This window comes from Marivivens aquimaris (genome assembly GCF_015220045.1).
Classification (GTDB): Bacteria; Pseudomonadota; Alphaproteobacteria; order Rhodobacterales; family Rhodobacteraceae; genus Marivivens; species Marivivens aquimaris.
Genome location: NZ_JADBGB010000001.1, coordinates 131,849 through 149,016, shown reverse-complemented (window position 1 = coordinate 149,016; position 17,168 = coordinate 131,849). Strand labels below are relative to the sequence as shown.

18 protein-coding genes are annotated in these 17,168 nt (G+C 59.8%); 6 read left to right on the top strand and 12 right to left on the bottom strand.

The window, feature by feature from the left end:
- Positions 1 to 267: 267 nt before the first annotated feature.
- The 3 genes from IF204_RS00715 to IF204_RS00705 all read left to right on the top strand — a co-directional run bounded on the left by IF204_RS00715 (position 268) and on the right by IF204_RS00705 (position 3,262).
- Entirely contained in the window at positions 268 to 1,488 is a 1,221-nt protein-coding gene (locus IF204_RS00715) for an aminotransferase-like domain-containing protein (RefSeq protein ID WP_194093874.1), read from the top strand.
- Between the two features lie 110 nt (positions 1,489 to 1,598).
- Complete coding sequence (locus IF204_RS00710; protein ID WP_194093872.1) at positions 1,599 to 2,507, top strand: sulfite exporter TauE/SafE family protein; 909 nt, start codon at positions 1,599 to 1,601, stop codon at positions 2,505 to 2,507.
- Positions 2,504 to 3,262, top strand: coding sequence for a TIGR02186 family protein (locus tag IF204_RS00705; protein ID WP_194093870.1), 759 nt, complete (start codon positions 2,504 to 2,506; stop codon positions 3,260 to 3,262). Before IF204_RS00710 ends, IF204_RS00705 begins: the two co-directional genes overlap by 4 nt.
- On the opposite strand, the gene IF204_RS00700 is transcribed toward IF204_RS00705, so the two are convergent.
- From IF204_RS00700 to IF204_RS00670, 7 genes are all read right to left on the bottom strand, one after another.
- Entirely contained in the window at positions 3,259 to 3,987 is a 729-nt protein-coding gene (locus tag IF204_RS00700) for an SDR family oxidoreductase (protein ID WP_194093869.1), read from the bottom strand. The genes IF204_RS00705 and IF204_RS00700 overlap by 4 nt on opposite strands.
- Positions 3,984 to 5,516: an ATP-dependent DNA helicase gene (locus IF204_RS00695; protein WP_194093868.1), complete on the bottom strand. Its 1,533-nt coding sequence runs from the start codon at positions 5,514 to 5,516 to the stop codon at positions 3,984 to 3,986. Before IF204_RS00695 ends, IF204_RS00700 begins: the two co-directional genes overlap by 4 nt.
- Positions 5,517 to 5,557: 41 nt before the next feature.
- A complete protein-coding gene (locus tag IF204_RS00690) occupies positions 5,558 to 6,190 on the bottom strand; it encodes an acyl-homoserine-lactone synthase (RefSeq protein WP_194093867.1) in 633 nt (210 codons plus the stop codon).
- A gap of 74 nt (positions 6,191 to 6,264) precedes the next feature.
- Positions 6,265 to 7,035 (bottom strand): helix-turn-helix transcriptional regulator, encoded by a 771-nt coding sequence (locus IF204_RS00685; RefSeq protein WP_194093866.1) that lies wholly within the window; start codon positions 7,033 to 7,035, stop codon positions 6,265 to 6,267.
- Positions 6,980 to 7,195: a hypothetical protein gene (locus IF204_RS00680; protein ID WP_194093865.1), complete on the bottom strand. Its 216-nt coding sequence runs from the start codon at positions 7,193 to 7,195 to the stop codon at positions 6,980 to 6,982. Before IF204_RS00680 ends, IF204_RS00685 begins: the two co-directional genes overlap by 56 nt.
- 185 nt (positions 7,196 to 7,380) lie before the next feature.
- Positions 7,381 to 8,655, bottom strand: a complete 1,275-nt coding sequence (ccrA, locus tag IF204_RS00675) for a crotonyl-CoA carboxylase/reductase (RefSeq protein ID WP_228068993.1) — start codon at positions 8,653 to 8,655, stop codon at positions 7,381 to 7,383.
- A gap of 244 nt (positions 8,656 to 8,899) precedes the next feature.
- Positions 8,900 to 10,252: a 1-acyl-sn-glycerol-3-phosphate acyltransferase gene (locus tag IF204_RS00670; RefSeq protein ID WP_322743243.1), complete on the bottom strand. Its 1,353-nt coding sequence runs from the start codon at positions 10,250 to 10,252 to the stop codon at positions 8,900 to 8,902.
- A 144-nt stretch (positions 10,253 to 10,396) separates the two neighbouring features.
- Here IF204_RS00670 and IF204_RS00665 point away from each other — a divergent pair, with 144 nt between their 5' ends.
- The 3 genes from IF204_RS00665 (at position 10,397) to deoD (ending at position 13,554) form a co-directional block, all read left to right on the top strand.
- The gene (locus IF204_RS00665; protein ID WP_194093863.1) at positions 10,397 to 12,364 is read left to right on the top strand and encodes a protein meaA; all 1,968 of its coding nucleotides are present in this window, start codon (positions 10,397 to 10,399) and stop codon (positions 12,362 to 12,364) included.
- A 92-nt stretch (positions 12,365 to 12,456) separates the two neighbouring features.
- Positions 12,457 to 12,768, top strand: coding sequence for an H-NS histone family protein (locus IF204_RS00660; RefSeq protein WP_194093860.1), 312 nt, complete (start codon positions 12,457 to 12,459; stop codon positions 12,766 to 12,768).
- Between the two features lie 81 nt (positions 12,769 to 12,849).
- Positions 12,850 to 13,554: a purine-nucleoside phosphorylase gene (gene deoD, locus IF204_RS00655; protein ID WP_194098101.1), complete on the top strand. Its 705-nt coding sequence runs from the start codon at positions 12,850 to 12,852 to the stop codon at positions 13,552 to 13,554.
- A gap of 53 nt (positions 13,555 to 13,607) precedes the next feature.
- On the opposite strand, the gene IF204_RS00650 is transcribed toward deoD, so the two are convergent.
- From IF204_RS00650 to sdhA, 5 genes are all read right to left on the bottom strand, one after another.
- Positions 13,608 to 13,760 (bottom strand): hypothetical protein, encoded by a 153-nt coding sequence (locus tag IF204_RS00650; RefSeq protein ID WP_167637501.1) that lies wholly within the window; start codon positions 13,758 to 13,760, stop codon positions 13,608 to 13,610.
- Between the two features lie 151 nt (positions 13,761 to 13,911).
- The gene (locus IF204_RS00645; protein ID WP_194093858.1) at positions 13,912 to 14,691 is read right to left on the bottom strand and encodes a succinate dehydrogenase iron-sulfur subunit; all 780 of its coding nucleotides are present in this window, start codon (positions 14,689 to 14,691) and stop codon (positions 13,912 to 13,914) included.
- A gap of 22 nt (positions 14,692 to 14,713) precedes the next feature.
- Positions 14,714 to 15,055, bottom strand: a complete 342-nt coding sequence (locus IF204_RS00640) for a hypothetical protein (RefSeq protein WP_194093857.1) — start codon at positions 15,053 to 15,055, stop codon at positions 14,714 to 14,716.
- A 12-nt stretch (positions 15,056 to 15,067) separates the two neighbouring features.
- Positions 15,068 to 15,349 carry a hypothetical protein gene (locus IF204_RS00635; RefSeq protein ID WP_194093855.1) on the bottom strand — a complete coding sequence of 94 codons (282 nt, stop codon included), beginning with the start codon at positions 15,347 to 15,349 and terminating at the stop codon, positions 15,068 to 15,070.
- Positions 15,349 to 17,157: a succinate dehydrogenase flavoprotein subunit gene (gene sdhA, locus IF204_RS00630; RefSeq protein WP_167637497.1), complete on the bottom strand. Its 1,809-nt coding sequence runs from the start codon at positions 17,155 to 17,157 to the stop codon at positions 15,349 to 15,351. The genes IF204_RS00635 and sdhA overlap by 1 nt, the downstream gene beginning before the upstream one ends.
- Positions 17,158 to 17,168 lie beyond the last annotated feature (11 nt).

Here is a 17,168-nt window from a genome sequence, read left to right as displayed (position 1 = left end):
TCTAGTCGTTTCCGACAAATACGGCAATATTCGAAAGGGCTATTAAGCCGAGGTAAAATGGCGCACCCCGAACACAGGGGAGGTTGTATCCAGGGGCGCCGTAAAACCCATAAGCCACATGTTTTGCGCGTCTACTTTGAGTTAGATCAAATCATCGGGGCGTCGATGTGCAAGGCGAGTGCGACATTTCGGCGTGGCAGGTAGGTCATAACTATTGACTTAAAATTCTCCAAGGTGTCCTCTGCGCTCAATCCGCAGGAGGAATCAATGGACTGGGCACAGGTCTTTGCCAGCAGGCAATCGCGAATGAAGGCGTCGGAAATCAGGGAGCTGCTCAAACTGCTCGACCAGCCCAACATCATTTCCTTTGCCGGCGGCATTCCCGACCCTGCCCTTTTCCCCACCGAAGCGTTCTCGGATGCCTTCGCTGATGTGTTCTCCACCGCCGAGGGACAACAGGCGCTACAGTATAGTGTGTCCGAAGGTTTTAAGCCGCTCCGCGAATGGCTGGCTGGGCAGATGGGCGAGATCGGGATTCCCTGCGATATCGACAACATCCTCATCACCTCTGGCTCGCAGCAGGCTCTGGACTATCTGGGCAAGCTCTTCCTGTCGCCCAATGACACCGCGCTGGTCACGTGGCCGACCTACATGGGCGCGCTTGGTGCCTTCAACGCCTACGAGCCACACTACGACCGCCTCGATCCGGCGTCGAACCGCACGGCGGATGACTATCGCGACACAGCCGCGGCAAACGGCGGCGCGGTCAAATTCGCCTACGCCTCCGTCGATTTCGCGAACCCGACCGGCATGACAATGAACCGCCGTGAGCGTCAGGGGTTGCTTGACCTCAGCGAGGCGCTCGACATCCCGTTCATTGAGGACGCCGCCTATCAGAGCCTCCGTTATGACGGCGAACCGCAGCCGTCCGTCCTCGCGATGGAGATCGAAAAGCGCGGCACGATCGAGGATTGCCGCACTATATATTGCGGCAGCTTCTCCAAAACCCTCGCCCCCGGTTTGCGCGTCGGCTGGGTCGTCGCCGCCAAGGAAGTCATCCAGCGTCTGGTCCTTATCAAGCAGGCCGCCGACCTGCACTCCGCCTCGCTCAACCAGATCGCCATCAACCGCGTGGCCCGCGCCACGTTCGGCAAACAGGTCGAACTGATCCGGAAAACATACAAATCGCGCCGCGATCACATGCTGGCGGCGCTCGAACGGGAAATGCCCGATAATGTATCGTGGACCCGCCCCGAAGGCGGAATGTTCATCTGGGTGACCCTGCCCCAAGATATTGACGGAGCGGACCTTCTTGCCGAGTCGTTAAAGACCGAAAAATTCGCTTTCGTACCGGGACGGGCATTCTACGCGGATAGCGCGAACGGCAATGGAATAAGGTTGTCTTTCTCCTGCGCCCTGCCCGACCAGATTGACGAAGGCATCGGACGGCTCGGACGCCTGATCCGTCAGGCTACAACCAAGACATAACGATCACTTATATCTTCAATTACAGATTTCTGCATTTTTCGGGGGCAATGGGTTTGACACTCGCCGGATAACGAGTCTTGTTCGAAACAAGCTCAAAGACCGGACGGGACATGCAAATCTACCTCCCGATTGCCGAAATCTCAGTCAACATCTACCTCCTGCTCGGGATTGGTGGCCTTGTTGGTGTGCTCTCCGGCATGTTCGGCGTGGGCGGCGGCTTCCTTATTACTCCGCTGCTGTTCTTTGTCGGCATTCCGCCCGCTGTTGCGGTTGCCACCTCTGCCAACCAGATCGTCGCGTCCTCCGTTTCCGCCCTCTTCGGGCATATCAAACGCAAGGGCGTCGATTACTGGATGGGGACGGTCCTGCTGATCGGGGGCCTGATCGGCTCCACGATCGGGGTGCAGATCTTCAACCTGCTCAAGGCAGCGGGCCAAGTCGATCTGCTCGTGAACCTTTGCTACGTTGTGTTCCTCGGCATCGTCGGCGGCCTGATGTTCGTCGAGAGCCTCAACGCCTTGCGCAAAAGTGGGCGCAAGGGAGCCAAAAAGCGCCGCCGTCACAACTGGGTCCACAACCTGCCCTTCAAGGTGAAGTTCCGCATCTCCGGTCTCTATATTTCGGTGATCCCGCCGCTGATGGTCGGCGTTTTCGTCGGTATCCTCTCCGCAATCATGGGCGTTGGTGGCGGCTTTATCATGGTGCCCGCGATGATCTACCTGCTGGGCATGCCGACCAAGGTTGTGATCGGCACCTCGCTGTTCCAGATCATCTTCGTGTCCGCCTACACGACGATGATGCACGCGATCACCAACCACACCGTCGATATCGTGCTGGCGCTTCTGCTGCTGATCGGCGGCGTGATCGGCGCACAGTTCGGCACCCGCATCGGCGCCAAACTGAAAGCCGAACAGCTCCGCATCCTGCTCGCCGCGCTGGTTCTGCTGGTGTGCATCAAGCTCGGCCTCGACCTCGTGATCACGCCGCTTGATGTCTACTCGCTGGGGACAGGCGAATGATCCGGCTCCTCGCGATACTCACCCTCTGCCTGACGGCCCTGTCAGCGCGCGCGCAGGAAGAAATCGTGCTCGGCCTGTCGCAGGACGAGGTCGCGATTTCCGCAACCTTCACCGGCTCCGAGATTCTGATCTTCGGCGCAATCCGCCGCGAGTCGCCGCCGCCCGAGTTTTCCGACCTCGGCGTCATCATCGCCGTCGCTGGCCCGAACGTCCCGACGACCGTTCGCAAGAAAGAACGCATCGCCGGTATCTGGGTGAACACCCGCTCTGTCGAGATCGAGATCGCGCCGTCGTTCTACGCTGTCGCCACCTCCGGTCCGATTGACGACGTGCTGAACCCGCTCGAAGATTTACAACAGGCGATCACCGGCGATCGCGTGATCCGCGCCGTCGGTCAGGACGCCTTCAGCACCAACGATTACACCGACGCCTATGCCCGCCTCAAAGAACGCGAAGATCTTTTCCAAGTCCTCGAAGGCGAGGTTTCACTCGACGAGGACACGCTGTTCCACACGTCGATCGCCCTGCCCTCCAAACTGGTCGAGGGCAATTATCGCACGCGCATCTTCATCACGCGCAATGGTCAGGTCGTCGACCAGATCCGCGTGATCATTCCGGTGTTCAAAGTCGGCATCGAGCGCTGGCTCTACAACCTCGCGACCGAGCAAGGCGCGATCTACGGCCTGCTGTCGCTGTTCATCGCAGCCGTTTCCGGCTGGGCCGCTTCGGCGATCTTCGGCAGGCTCCGCCGTTAACCGCGGCCCACGTAGGGCATGCCCCGCGCCATGATCGTCTGGAAGAGCACGTTGGCGTTGAGCGGCAGCTCGGCCATCGCCAGCACGCTATCGGCCACATGGCTAACGTCAAACGACGGCGGCGGCGTCTCGCCCTTGGCGATCGCGGCGTCACTGATATCGGCCAACATTTCGGTGTAGGTGTTACCGATGTCGATCTGACCGCAGCAGATATCCAACTCCCGACCGTCGAGCGCCAACTGCTTGGTCAGCCCCGTGATCGCGTGCTTGGTCACCGTATAAGTCACCGCCTGCGGGCGCGGCACATGCGCCGAAACCGAACCGTTGTTAACGATCCTACCGCCGCGAGGCTTCTGCCGTTTCATCTGGCCGAACGCCTGACGGGCGCAAAGAAACATGCCAGTAAGGTTCACCGACAGCGCGCGATCCCAGTCCTCCAGCGGCGTGTCATCAATGTCGGCCTGCGGCGTGAAAACGCCCGCATTGTTGAACAGCAGATCAAGGTGGCCATACTCTGCGACGAAACTCGCAAAGGCCTCCTCGACCGCAGCCGCATCGCTGACATCACAGGGCAGCGCCAATGCGTCAGGCAGGCTGGCGGCCATTTCCTCTAGAACGTCCGCGCGCCGCGCGATCAGCCCGACCGACCAGCCTGCATGGGCCAGCTTTTCCGCCACCGCGCGTCCGATGCCGCTGCTCGCGCCTGTGATAATCGCAGTTTTCATTCCGGAGCCTCCTGCGTTGTCAGGCGCAACTCTGCCGCCGGAGCCGACAGGTCGTCAATCGATAGCGGTGACGTCGGGCGCGCGAGGCTGCGGCGCGTCACCCAGCGAAGCTCCCGCTCCGCCCGCGTGATCGCGACGTAAGCGAGGCGCTTCCACAGCGGCTGCCCCGCCTCCGACCGCCCCATTTGGGCGGCTGCGTAAATATCGGGTCCGAAGACCTGAACGGTATCCCACTGCGAGCCCTGCGCTTTGTGGATCGTCACCGCCGCGCCATGCAGGAAGGTCGCCCCCATACGGGCAGCATACGGAATGAACGGCTCTTCCTCGCCCTCCATCTCGATCTTTACGATGCTGGCGGCTGAGAGCTGAGGCTCCTCGGCGCCCATCACCCAGAGCCGCGAAAAGCCCGGCTTGCTGCCCGGACCGCGGTAGATCACCTGCGCGCCCTTGATGAGGCCGCGCGCTTCCAGATCGAGGCGTTTCTTACGGTGTTTCGCAGGCAATTCGATGCCGTCGCAGATCAGCGGCTCACCCGGGAGCAGCATGTCCTGAGGCGCGTCGAATGCATTGCGGAACGCGTGGATCAAGCGAATGCGCGTTGCGTTGCGCCAGACCAGCACGGGCGAGCGCGCCATTAGGTCGGACTCGACACGTTGGGCCCAGACCACACGCGGGTCTTTCTTCGACGCCTCTTCGACGAGCTGCTCGAACTTATAGAAATCGACCCACGGATCGGCTAGCGCGTGGGCGAGATCGAGGATCGGGTTGCCCACCTCCTGACGGTGAATGCGATTGAGGATCAGCTTCTGCTTTTCCGGCAGCGCCTCGAACACCATGCCGCCCGTGCCCTGAACTGGCGGCAGCTGCGCGGGATCGCCGAACAGCACCAACGTCGGGAAAATCTCCTTCAGGTCATCGAGCGCCTTCTGGTCCAGCATCGAACTTTCGTCGATGAACCCGATATCCAGCGGCTCTTCGCGGCGTTTCCAGCCGGTGATGAAGTCGGAGCCGCGCAGACCCGCAGCAGCCAAGGCCGCAGGAATAGAGGCGTTGATCTGGTAGGACGCGTAGGCACGGTCCAGCGCGGTGTCGGTCAGCCCCTCAACGGTCGGGCGCTCGGCCTCCCCCGCCAGCCATTCCGCGATCTGTTCGTAGTGCGGATCGTAAACCGGCGTATAAAGGATGCGGTGGATCGTCGTTGCAGGCACGCCGCGGTTTCGCAGAACAGCGGCGGCTTTGTTCGTCGGCGCGAGGACGGCTAACGTCCTGCGGTCGCGAGACTTCTTCCCTTCCCAATCGCCCGAAATGATCGACACGCCCGCGTCGCGCAGCGCCTTGGTCAGCTCGGCCAGCAGCAGGGTTTTACCCGAGCCCGCCTTCCCGATGACGGCCATGACGCTGCTGCTCGGCCCTTGGGGCTTTTGCATCAGCGAGTCGACGAGATCGACGCCGGCCTCGGCCAGATTATCGGAAATAGCATCCCAAGCGGCGGCCTGATCTTCGGAAAATTTAAGGGTGGGCAATGTCATAGCGCGACACTACCCCCAGCCGACTTCGGGGACCAGAGCCGTCAAGCGGTCATGCGCATTTCTGGCAGGTAGCCAAAGCTGCTTTCGAACCACGCTTCGGAGAGCGCCGACAGCACCCCTGCCCGTTCGATCACCTTGGCGCGGTCATCCGCTGTGTAATCCCAAAGACCGACACTAATCTGGGTGCGGCCCTCACCGCTCGCCCCTAGAACAGTCGGCGAAGAGCCGATCATGCGGTAGATCCGGACCATGCGCGCATCAAACACGCCGACAAAGTGCTTCACCCCGAAAGCCCGCATCAACTCGCCGCCGCCCAGCATCAGCGCGGCGGCTACGCGGCTTTCGCTGTTCCGATTCAGACAGAACCGCGTGCACTCCCAGATCAGCGGGCTGTTGATGTGCACGCCGTCCATCAATTCAAGAAAGTGCTCGTTGACCATCGTGCGGCCCGTCGTCGGCAGAAACCGCATCGAGCCACCGTGGGTGCCGTCGGCACGCTCCCAGATCACATAGAGCGGGTTCAGGTCGTCGTATTGATCGCGCTCGAAACCATTTTCGTCGACCTCCACTTCCCATCCAAGGCGGGTGCGAAACTGGTCGGCACGGTCACGGAACATGGTGTCGCGAAGGCGCGGAAATTGATCGAGTTGGTCGGCATAAACATAACGTAGCATATTCGTTCCTCGGTGGCTGATCCCTGCCCCGATGGTGCCTCAAAAGTCTTAATGTTCTTCTTATGTACCGTGCGTTACTCGGCCGCTTGCTTGCGTCCGGGCCAGTCTCCGGCCGATCCACGCGCCGCGCCGCCGATCAAAATGAGCCCCTCGGCGAGCGCTTTGGCGACCGCGTGAGTGGTGTTCGCGGCGCCCAGTTTGAAACGTGCGCTCTCGATGTAGACCCGCAGTGTGTGTTCGGAAATCGCCAGCATTTCAGAGACTTGCCCCCGCCCGTATCCCATCGCAAGGAACGTGAGCGCATCGGTTTCGCGAGGTGACAGAGCCTTCGTCCGTTCGGGCGCGCGGTCACCGGCAATTTCCAGCGCCTTTTGATTAAAATAGTGCGCAATTACTATGAGGTCGCGCTGCCATTCTTCGATAAACGCCGTCCACTCTTCGTCAGAACAGTGATGGGAAACAGTGAACATCGCGAATTGACCGTTCGGGCCGCGGATCGGGACCGAAAGCCCCTGATTGCCGACACCGTGCTTTAATGCGTTCTGAAGGAAAGCCCGTGCGCTCTTGCTCGACCAATCGAGCCGCTTCCAATCCACGGGGTGGAAGCGCTGGTAACATCCCTGCACCACCGGATCGATGCGGATATAGTCGTTTTCGACGTAGTGCTGGACCCACTCGGGCGGATACGTGCCGCAGCCGTACTGTTCGCCGTCCGAACTGACCCAATGATAAACAGTGTGATCGACGTCGACCATGCCCCTCAGATCAAGGATCAGGTCCTGCAAATCATCAAGGTTGCTGGCTTGCTCCAGCCGTCCAAGAAACTGTTCCAGCGCTTTTGCCATTCAATACCGGCACTGCCTGTGCCGCCCCATCCGCTGCGGCGATTTCGGCTTGGGCGATATCCGCGACCTTTTCCAGTTCGCTCGACAGCCGCTCCATCCCGTTAAGGGCCGCAAAGGCCCGAAGGTCGCCGAGAACGCCAATAATCCATGTATTTCCCATGGTCAGACTCATCCACGAATGGTTAACGAAGTATTAACAACCATAGTATCAGGCGAGTTATCCACGACTAATTCGCCTTTATACCCTCCCCAGAAATAGCGATGAGGCCGCCAGCTAAGTGTTTGGCGCAAAAACAAAGCGCCGCTCCTTATGGAACGACGCTTCGCTAGAGATGTTCGCTCGAATCAACGGTTGGCAGCGGAATTCGCCAGAACCTCGTCGAAAGTCTTCAGGCCCGGCTTCTGCGCTTGGACCAGAACGGCCATGTTGCCCGGCAGGTGCTGGTTCTTCAGCATCTTGGTGTGCGCATCGGGGATTTTGTCCCACGAGAACACTTCGGACATGCACGGGTCGATCTTTTCTTCGCAAACCAGACGGTTGGCAGCGGCAGCCTGCTTGAGGTGCGCGAAGTGCGAACCCTGAAGGCGCTTCTGGTGCATCCAAGTGTAGCGAACGTCGAACGTGCAGTTGAAGCCCGAGGTGCCGGCGCAGATGACGACCATGCCGCCCTTTTTACAGACGAGGTTCGACACGGGGAACGTGGACTCGCCGGGGTGTTCGAAAACGATGTCGACGTTGTTACCCTTGCCGGTGAATTCCCAGATCGCCTTGCCGAAGCGGCGGGCTTCCTTGAACCACGCGTTATATTCAGGCGTGTTCACCGTCGGCAGCTGGCCCCAGCAATCAAAGTCGCGGCGGTTGATGACGCCCTTCGCACCCATCGACATGACGAAGTCACGCTTGGATTCGTCCGAGATGACGCCGATCGCGTGTGCACCTGCGGCTTTGGCCAGTTGAACCGCGAACGATCCAAGACCGCCCGACGCGCCCCAAACCAAGACGTGCTGGCCCGGCTTGATGTCATGCGGAGCGTGGCCGAACAGCATACGGTAGGCAGTCGCAAGGGTCAGCGTGTAGCAAGCCGACTGTTCCCAAGTCAGGTGCTTGGGACGCGGCAGAAGCTGCTGGGCCTGAACGCGGGTGAACTGCGCGAAAGAGCCATCGGGGGTCTCATAGCCCCAGATGCGCTGCGACGGTGAAAACATCGGGTCGCCGCCGTTGCATTCTTCGTCGTCGCCGTCGTCTTGGTTGCAGTGGATGACGACTTCATCGCCCACTTTCCAGTTCTTAACCTTGTCGCCGACGGCCCAAACGATGCCCGACGCGTCCGAACCCGCGATGTGGTAGTCGGCACCGTGGCCGTCAAAAGGCGAGATCGGAACGCCCAGACCAGCCCAGACGCCGTTGTAGTTCACGCCAGCCGCCATAACGAGGACGAGCACTTCGTGATTGTCCAGTTTCGGGGTTTCGACAACTTCGACCTGGAACGATTTATCCGGCTCGCCATGACGCTCGCGGCGGATCGCCCATGCGTACATCTGCTCGGGCACATGGCCGAGCGGCGGGATTTCACCAACTTCATACAGGTCTTTTTTCGGTGCCTCGTAGTCGAGTGCCATCGGTCTCTCCATCGGCTCGCGTTACTCGTTTTCGCCGCGTTGCAGAATCAACGCCCTATCCAATTGATATAATCTTGCGCGCAAGAATTCAACAATAGCAACGCAGCATTTGTAACTTTATTGCTTAACGGAGGATACAGGCCCTAAACGCTTACAGCCAAAGGGAAATTGGTACTCAACCACGCGCAAAGCGTGCTGCGGGCGCAAAATATTGCCCCGACCAAGACTAAAGTTGGAAAGAAAATTACGCGCCGGATGCGAAGTGATGTTCGACAGTCGCCGCGTAATATTCGATGACCGGACGCGTGCTGTCCGACGGTACAGGAGACGTCGTGCTCGCGATCAGCTTTCGGGCGGCGAGCAGCTTCAGCCCATCCTCGACCACCTGCTCTGCCGACCGGCGCGGCGTGGTGACATTGCGGCTTTTGGCCACCACGAGGTCATTTTTGACGAACGCCAAGATGTCGGCCCGCGTCTCCGCCCCCGACAGGATCGCGCGGGACACCAGCGGCACCGGCACCAACGGGATGACCTCTGCGATGCGGCCCATGAGCTCGTTGCCGATCCCGTCAATCGTCTCGTCGCCGCCCTCATCCAGATAGCGCGACAGCACGAGCGGGTCGCCGAAGCCAACCGCCACGGTGCCGAAGGGCGTGAACTTCAGACGGATCGCGCGCCAGATGACCACGGGCGTTGAAGTGATGACCGACCAGACTGATGGACGGAACTTGCGCTCGCCTGTCGTGGCGGCCCGCACGAGCACTTTGTCTTCGGGCACACGGTCGTAGTTCAGACCGACAGGCACGAACACGACATCCCGCTTCCCAGGCTCCCAACCCTGCACGATGTAGCTGATAATCCCCAGCTTCGGCTTTTGCGGCTTACCGGTAAGGCTCAGCCCACCCTCGGGGAAAAAGGCCTGCGTCACACCCGCCTGCGAAGCCATCTGCACATACCGCGACAGCACAGCGCGGTAGAGCTGCCCCTTGGACCCACGCCGAATGAAGTACGCACCCATCGCACGGATCAGCCACGACAGCGGCCAAACCCGCGCCCACTCCCCCACTGCATAGGCCACGGTGCTGGCGCGACTGACCAGATGGGTAATCAGCACGTAGTCCATGTTGGAGCGGTGATTGATAACGAACACAACCGTCGCCTCGCCATCAATCACCTTGAGCGCCGAGTCGTCTACTTCGCCAAGCCGGATGTCATAAAGCGCATTCGACAGCCACCGCGCCACCCGCGTTCCGAAGCCAAAATAGACCGAGGCCGAAAACGACGGCACGATCTCGCGGGCGTATTTACGGGCGCGTTCGAAAGCTACCGCCTCGGGCACCTTTTCCACGTTGGCCGTGCGGACGACGGCCTCGCTCACCTTCGGATCGTAGATCAACCGCTGGATCGTATCGTGCCGCCGCGCGAGCTTGAACGGCTCGATCGGTTTACGCAGGCGCGTATTCAGCTTGGAAACCGCCCGCTCCATTCGTTTTCGGAAGAACCACCGCACCGACGGAAACAGGAAGTGCGACGCGAAAGTGACCGCCGCGAAAAGCAGAATAAGAACCAGTAACCAGAGCGGCAGTGTGACAGGCATTTGCATGGGCGGGACATTGGACTGAACCGCGAAGCAGGACAAGATGGTCACGCCGCGCCGCAGCGAATTGACAGGGCATCTTTATTTCCGCTATCAGATCATCAGCGCAATAAAATTACCGAGTAGATTCTCCGGAGGCCGATAATGTCGCAATCGCAGAAAGACCGCCCGTGGCTGTTCCGCACCTATGCGGGCCACTCCACCGCCAAGGCATCGAACGCACTCTACCGTGCGAACCTCGCCAAGGGTCAGACCGGCCTTTCCGTGGCTTTCGACCTGCCCACTCAGACGGGCTACGACTCGGATCATCGCCTTGCGCGTGGTGAGGTCGGTAAGGTCGGCGTGCCAGTTTGCCACCTCGGCGACATGCGCGCGCTGTTTGACGAGATCCCGCTTGAGCAGATGAACACCTCGATGACGATCAACGCGACCGCGCCTTGGCTGCTTTCGCTCTACATCGCTGTCGCCGAAGAACAGGGCGCGGACGTTTCCCAACTGCAAGGCACCGTGCAGAACGACATTATTAAGGAATACCTGTCGCGCGGCACCTACATCTGCCCGCCCAAGCCGTCGCTGCGCATGATCACGGATGTCGCCGCCTACACGCGCGAGCACCTTCCCAAGTGGAACCCGATGAACGTCTGTTCGTACCACCTGCAAGAGGCTGGCGCGACGCCCGAGGAAGAACTGGCCTTTGCACTGGCCACCGCAACCGCCGTACTGGACGACCTCAAAAATAAAGTCCCCGCAGAGCATTTCCCCGCCATGGTCGGCCGCATTTCGTTCTTCGTGAACGCCGGCATCCGCTTCGTGACCGAGATGTGCAAGATGCGCGCGTTCGTGGAGCTTTGGGACGAAATCTGTCAGGAACGCTATGGCGTCGAAGACCCCAAGACGCGCCGGTTCCGCTACGGCGTGCAGGTCAACAGCCTCGGCCTGACCGAGCAACAGCCCGAAAACAACGTCTACCGCATTCTGATCGAGATGCTGGCCGTCACTCTGTCAAAGAACGCCCGCGCCCGCGCCGTGCAGCTGCCCGCGTGGAACGAAGCGCTCGGCCTGCCCCGCCCGTGGGACCAGCAGTGGTCGCTCCGGATGCAGCAGATCATGGCCTATGAGACCGACCTGCTAGAATACGACGACCTCTTTGACAATAACCCCGCCGTTGACCGCAAGGTTGCCGAACTGAAGGCCGGTGCCCGCGAAGAACTCGCCACCATCGATGGCATGGGCGGCGCGGTTCAGGCCATCGAATACATGAAGGGCCGACTGGTCGAATCCAACGCCCGCCGCATCGGCAATATCGAAGGCGGCGAGACCACCGTGGTCGGCGTGAACAAATGGCAGCAGGGCGAGCCCTCGCCGCTGACCTCCGGCGAAGACAGCATCATGACCGTCGATCCCGCCGTCGAGCAGGAACAGATCGCCCGTCTGAACGAATGGAAAGCTGGCCGCGACGCCGAGGCAGTTACCAAAGCACTCGCCGATCTGTCCGCCGCCGCGCGTAACGGCTCGAACATTATGGTCCCGTCAATTGCTGCCGCAAAGGCTGGCGTGACGACGGGCGAATGGGCCGAGGCGATCCGCCAGACCTTCGGACAATACCGCGCGCCGACCGGCGTTTCGAAAAACCCGTCGAACCAGACGGAAGGTTTGGAAGATATTCGTGACCTCGTAGCAAATGTTTCTGCCAAACTCGGCCGCCCGCTGAAATTCATTGTCGGCAAGCCCGGTCTTGATGGCCATTCAAATGGCGCTGAACAAATCGCGGCCCGCGCGCGCGATTGCGGAATGGATATCACTTACGAAGGCATTCGTCTTACGCCCGACGAAATTGTCGAGGCCGCACAACGTGATAATGCACACGTTATTGGCCTCTCAATTCTCTCCGGATCCCACCTGCCGTTGATTGCTGAAGTTCTTCAAAAACTCAAAGATGAAAATCTGACCCACATTCAGGTTATTGCCGGCGGAATTATTCCCGAAGACGATGCTCGGAAACTGCGCGAAATGGGTGTGGCTCAAGTTTACACGCCGAAGGATTTCGAACTGAACCGGATCATGAAAGACATTGCTCTATTGGTTGAGCCGAAGGAAATAGCAGCCGAATAAGACAAAAGTTCTAATTCGGCATTGCCAATCAAATTCAATCTGTGCATTTTCAAATCCAATTGGCAATTTTGGCCAATCCAAAGGAGATGGAAATGGATATCGATCTGGACTCCATGTCGCGTGCCGAGCTGACCAAGCTGAAGGCCGACGTGGAAAAAGCACTTGATCGTGTTGGCGCTCGTGAATTTCAGGCAGCAAGGGAAGCTGCCGAGAAAGCCGCGCGTGAACATGGTTTCTCGCTGATTGAACTGGCTAACGCTTCGCCGAAGACGAAAGCCAAAGCAGCTGCGAAATACCGCAACCCCGATGATGCTGACCAAACCTGGTCAGGCCGGGGTCGCAAACCCCAGTGGGTCAAAGACGCAGAAGATAAAGGCGTCGACATCGCAACTTTCGCGATCTGATTGAAAAAGGGTGGCGGTGCCGCCCTTTTTTATTTCAAACGCACGCAGGGACTTTCTCTGCAAAATCGCACAGGACTACAAATGACTGTACATATTGGTGCAGAAATCGGTGATATCGCCGAAACTGTTTTGCTGCCGGGCGACCCGCTCCGCGCTAAATGGGCTGCCGAAAATTTTCTTACAGATGTTAAGGAAGTGAACCGGACACGGGGAATGCTCGGTTTCACCGGTAACTGGAACGGCAATCGCGTCACAATGCAAGGCTCCGGAATGGGGATGCCCTCGCTTTCAATTTATGTGAATGAATTGATCCGCGATTTCGGTGCCAAAACTCTGATCCGTATCGGCTCATGCGGCGGGATGCAGGACCATGTCGGCATTCGCGACGTAATTATCGCAATGACGGCGAGCACTGTTGCAACCCCCTCCTCCACCATTTTTCGTGAACTGAATTTCGCGCCGACGGCCGATTGGTCGCTGCTTTCTGCTGCCGCCAAAGAAGCCGAAAAACTGGACGCGAAAACCCACATCGGCGGCATCTATTCGTCGGACACGTTCTACGACGAACGCCCTGATCTGAACGAACAGATGGAGCGTCACGGCATTCTCGCCGTCGAAATGGAAACGGCAGAGCTCTATATCCTCGCCGCTCGCTATGGTGTACGCGCTCTTTCTGTGCTGACCGTCAGCGATCACCTGAAAACCGGTGAAGCCCTCCCGAGCGAACAACGCGAACAAAGCTTCGGCGACATGGTCGAAGTGGCTCTAAACGCCGCATTCGCCTGAAACGACAAAGCCCCGCTCAATCGGCGGGGCTTGCATCAGACAGATACCTGAATTCAGTCGTAATACGCGTACATCTGCTCCAGAGCGGAGAGCGGGCGATCATTGGTGTTTGCTTGGACCGGAGTTTCCGGCTCGTAATAGGCAAACAGATCGGCAGCGTTTGCGACGTCTTTGGTTTCTTCTTTCTTTGCGACAGCGGCGGTCATTTCGGGGTCTCCTATTGTCCCCTCCCATGGCGGTTCAGATAGTCCCCTCCCCCGCAGTGTGAAACGACCATTCGGGCATAGTCGCCATGCACCCCCGTCAAAACAAAAAGCCCCGCAATCGCGGGGCTTTTCGTTGAATTCCAGTGCCGGATCAGACCTGACGCTCGACCATCATCTTCTTGATGTTTGCGATGGCCTCTGCGGGGTTCAGACCCTTCGGGCAGGTCTTGGCGCAGTTCATGATGGTGTGGCAGCGGTACAGCTTGAACGGATCTTCCAGCTCGTCCAGACGCTCGCCGGTGGCTTCGTCGCGGCTGTCGATGATCCAGCGGTAGGCGTGCAGCAGCGCGGCCGGGCCGAGGTACTTGTCGCTGTTCCACCAGTAGCTCGGGCACGAGGTCGAGCACGACGCGCACATGACGCACTCATACAGGCCGTCGAGCTTCTTGCGGTCTTCAATGGACTGACGCCATTCCTTTTCAGGACGGTTCGTCTTGGTCTCCAGCCACGGCATGATCGAGGCGTGCTGCGCGTAGAAGTGGGTGAGGTCGGGGATAAGGTCTTTGACCACCGGCATGTGCGGCAGCGGATAGATCTTCACGTCGCCCTTGATCTCGTCGAGACCGTAGATACAGGCCAGCGTGTTGCGGCCGTCGATGTTCATCGCGCACGAACCGCAGATGCCTTCACGGCAGGAACGGCGGAACGTCAGGGTCGGGTCGACCTTGTTCTTGATGTAGATGAGAGCGTCAAGAACCATCGGACCGCAATCGTCCATGTCGACGAAGTAGGTGTCGATCGCGGGGTTCTTCCCGTCATCGGGGTTCCAGCGGTAAATCTGGAACTTGCGGACGTTGGTCGCGCCTTCAGGCTTGGGCCAGGTCTTGCCCACCGTCATGCGGCTGTTCTTGGGAAGGGAGAATTGGACCATGGTTCAGGCTCCTGCCACTTGTTCAGTTGCCGGAAAGCGCGGCAGCCGCGCATCCGGTCGTCTCTGGACGGTTAAGGATATTGGACACGATGTAACGCGTGTCGGCCGTCGGCCCCGTGACAGCAGCGCCTGCAAGCGCGGCCAGTTCGGTGTCGCTGGCGGAGGTAACGATGCAACCGGCAACAGCGGTCGCAATGGTGGACGGGATCGTCTGACCCGTCGGAAGGGTGGTCTGCATGACGATCGGAACAACGACAGCTTCGGCGGACTGCACGGTGGCGTTTCCGGCGGCCTTTTCGATCTGGCGCATATCGCATCCGGCGGCGGCCAGAAGGGCAAGGCTGAGTGCTGCGAGTTTCTTCATCATAACGTTCCTTTAGCTCCGCAATGCTGGCATCCGGATCGGCCCCTGACCGGTCATGTCGACGACACAGCGTTCGTACACAACCATCGGATCCTTGCCGGAGAAGGAGTCGAGCGAAATGCCGACCTCTCCACTGACATAGCTGCCGGAGCGCGAGTTGCTACCGATGGTGATCGTGCCGGTAGGTCCCTGCGCAAGGCGGGCTTTTTCTTCGCAAACCTGCGCGGCCCGCTCCGGAGAGACAGGCCCGCAGGCGGCAAGCGCCAGCAGAAGTGCAAGCGCCGCATACTTCATCAGAAGGTACGTGCCTTCGGTGCGATGGTTTCGAGGCTGATACCGCCCTCACCTTCGGTGGTGAGCGGATCAACGATGACCGGACGATAAGTCAGATCGACGTTGTTGCCATCGACACGCATGACCGAGTGGACGCGCCAGTTTTCGTCGTCGCGGGTCGGGTGATCCTCGTGAGCGTGGGCACCGCGCGACTCGTGACGGGCTTCGGCACCAACGATGGTGGCCAGAGCGTTCGGCATGAGGTTCGTCAGTTCCAGCGTCTCCATCAGGTCGGAGTTCCAGACCAGCGAGGTATCGGTGACGTGCAGATCGTTCAGCTTGCCCGCGATGGCAGTCATCGCCTCGACGCCGTCCTTCATGGTCTCTGCGGTACGGAAGACGGCAGCGTCACGCTGCATGGTCTTCTGCATTTCGAGACGCAGTTCTGCGGTCGGCGTGCCGCCCTGTGCGTAGCGCAGGCCGTCGAAACGGTCGAACGCCTTCTGGACAGCGGCCTTGTTGAGCGTCGGATTGGCTTTGGTCGGATCGACAACCTGACCGGCGCGGATTGCAGCGGCTCGGCCAAAGACCACGAGGTCGATCAGCGAGTTCGAACCCAGACGGTTCGCACCGTGGACCGACGCACAGCCAGCTTCGCCGACTGCCATCAGGCCCGGAACCGTAGCGGTCGGGTTGTCGGCGGTCGGGTTCAGCACTTCGCCCCAGTAGTTGGTCGGAATGCCGCCCATGTTGTAGTGAACGGTCGGCAGAACCGGGATCGGCTCTTTGGTGACGTCGACGCCAGCAAAGATCTTCGCCGATTCCGAAATGCCCGGCAGGCGTTCTGCCAGAGCTTCCGCCGGAAGGTGGTTGAGGTGTAGGTGGATGTGATCGCCATCCTTGCCCACGCCGCGACCTTCGCGGATTTCCATCGTCATACAGCGGGACACGTAGTCGCGCGGCGCGAGGTCTTTATAGTGCGGTGCATAACGCTCCATGAAGCGCTCGCCTTCGGAGTTGGTCAGATAACCACCCTCGCCGCGTGCGCCTTCGGTGATCAGACAGCCCGAACCGTAGATGCCGGTCGGGTGGAACTGAACGAATTCCATGTCCTGAAGCGCGAGGCCGGCACGAGCGACCATACCGCCACCGTCACCGGTGCAGGTGTGGGCCGAAGTCGCCGAGAAGTACGCACGGCCATAGCCGCCGGTGGCCAGAACGACCATCTTGGCGTTGAAGACGTGCATAGTGCCGTCGTCGAGCTTCCAGCAGACAACACCGGTACAGACGCCATCGTCGCTCATGATGAGGTCGATCGCGAAGTATTCGATGTAGAATTCTGCCTGCTGCTTCAGCGACTGGCCGTAGAGCGTGTGCAGGATCGCGTGGCCGGTACGGTCGGCGGCTGCGCAGGTACGCTGTACGGGCGGGCCTTCACCGAACTCGGTGGTGTGGCCACCGAACGGACGCTGGTAGATCTTGCCTTCCTCGGTACGCGAGAACGGAACGCCGTAGTGCTCCAGTTCGTAGACGGCCTTGGGGGCCTCGCGAGCGAGGTATTCCATCGCATCGGTATCACCGAGCCAGTCCGAACCTTTTACGGTGTCGTACATGTGCCACTGCCAGCTATCGGGGCCCATATTGCCCAGCGATGCCGCAATGCCGCCCTGCGCCGCAACGGTGTGCGAGCGGGTCGGGAAAACCTTGGAGATACACGCGGTACGCAGACCCTGCTCGGCCATGCCGAGGGTCGCGCGGAGGCCAGCGCCACCGGCGCCGACAACGACCACGTCGTATTCGTGAACTTCGTATTCGTAAGCTGCTGCCATCGGTCCTATTC

Bases quoted from the DNA above. Each gene is read 5' to 3' on its own strand.
- deoD (WP_194098101.1), top strand. From the start codon at position 12,850: ATGACTGTACATATTGGTGCAGAAATCGGTGATATCGCCGAAACTGTT.
- IF204_RS00645 (WP_194093858.1), bottom strand. From the start codon at position 14,691: ATGGTCCAATTCTCCCTTCCCAAGAACAGCCGCATGACGGTGGGCAAG.
- IF204_RS00715 (WP_194093874.1), top strand. From the start codon at position 268: ATGGACTGGGCACAGGTCTTTGCCAGCAGGCAATCGCGAATGAAGGCG.
- IF204_RS00650 (WP_167637501.1), bottom strand. From the start codon at position 13,760: ATGACCGCCGCTGTCGCAAAGAAAGAAGAAACCAAAGACGTCGCAAAC.
- ccrA (WP_228068993.1), bottom strand. From the start codon at position 8,655: ATGGCACTCGACTACGAGGCACCGAAAAAAGACCTGTATGAAGTTGGT.
- IF204_RS00690 (WP_194093867.1), bottom strand. From the start codon at position 6,190: ATGCTACGTTATGTTTATGCCGACCAACTCGATCAATTTCCGCGCCTT.
- IF204_RS00665 (WP_194093863.1), top strand. From the start codon at position 10,397: ATGTCGCAATCGCAGAAAGACCGCCCGTGGCTGTTCCGCACCTATGCG.
- IF204_RS00640 (WP_194093857.1), bottom strand. From the start codon at position 15,055: ATGAAGAAACTCGCAGCACTCAGCCTTGCCCTTCTGGCCGCCGCCGGA.
- IF204_RS00700 (WP_194093869.1), bottom strand. From the start codon at position 3,987: ATGAAAACTGCGATTATCACAGGCGCGAGCAGCGGCATCGGACGCGCG.
- IF204_RS00685 (WP_194093866.1), bottom strand. From the start codon at position 7,035: ATGGCAAAAGCGCTGGAACAGTTTCTTGGACGGCTGGAGCAAGCCAGC.
- IF204_RS00660 (WP_194093860.1), top strand. From the start codon at position 12,457: ATGGATATCGATCTGGACTCCATGTCGCGTGCCGAGCTGACCAAGCTG.
- IF204_RS00635 (WP_194093855.1), bottom strand. From the start codon at position 15,349: ATGAAGTATGCGGCGCTTGCACTTCTGCTGGCGCTTGCCGCCTGCGGG.
- IF204_RS00680 (WP_194093865.1), bottom strand. From the start codon at position 7,195: ATGGGAAATACATGGATTATTGGCGTTCTCGGCGACCTTCGGGCCTTT.
- IF204_RS00705 (WP_194093870.1), top strand. From the start codon at position 2,504: ATGATCCGGCTCCTCGCGATACTCACCCTCTGCCTGACGGCCCTGTCA.
- IF204_RS00695 (WP_194093868.1), bottom strand. From the start codon at position 5,516: ATGACATTGCCCACCCTTAAATTTTCCGAAGATCAGGCCGCCGCTTGG.
- IF204_RS00710 (WP_194093872.1), top strand. From the start codon at position 1,599: ATGCAAATCTACCTCCCGATTGCCGAAATCTCAGTCAACATCTACCTC.
- sdhA (WP_167637497.1), bottom strand. From the start codon at position 17,157: ATGGCAGCAGCTTACGAATACGAAGTTCACGAATACGACGTGGTCGTT.
- IF204_RS00670 (WP_322743243.1), bottom strand. From the start codon at position 10,252: ATGCCTGTCACACTGCCGCTCTGGTTACTGGTTCTTATTCTGCTTTTC.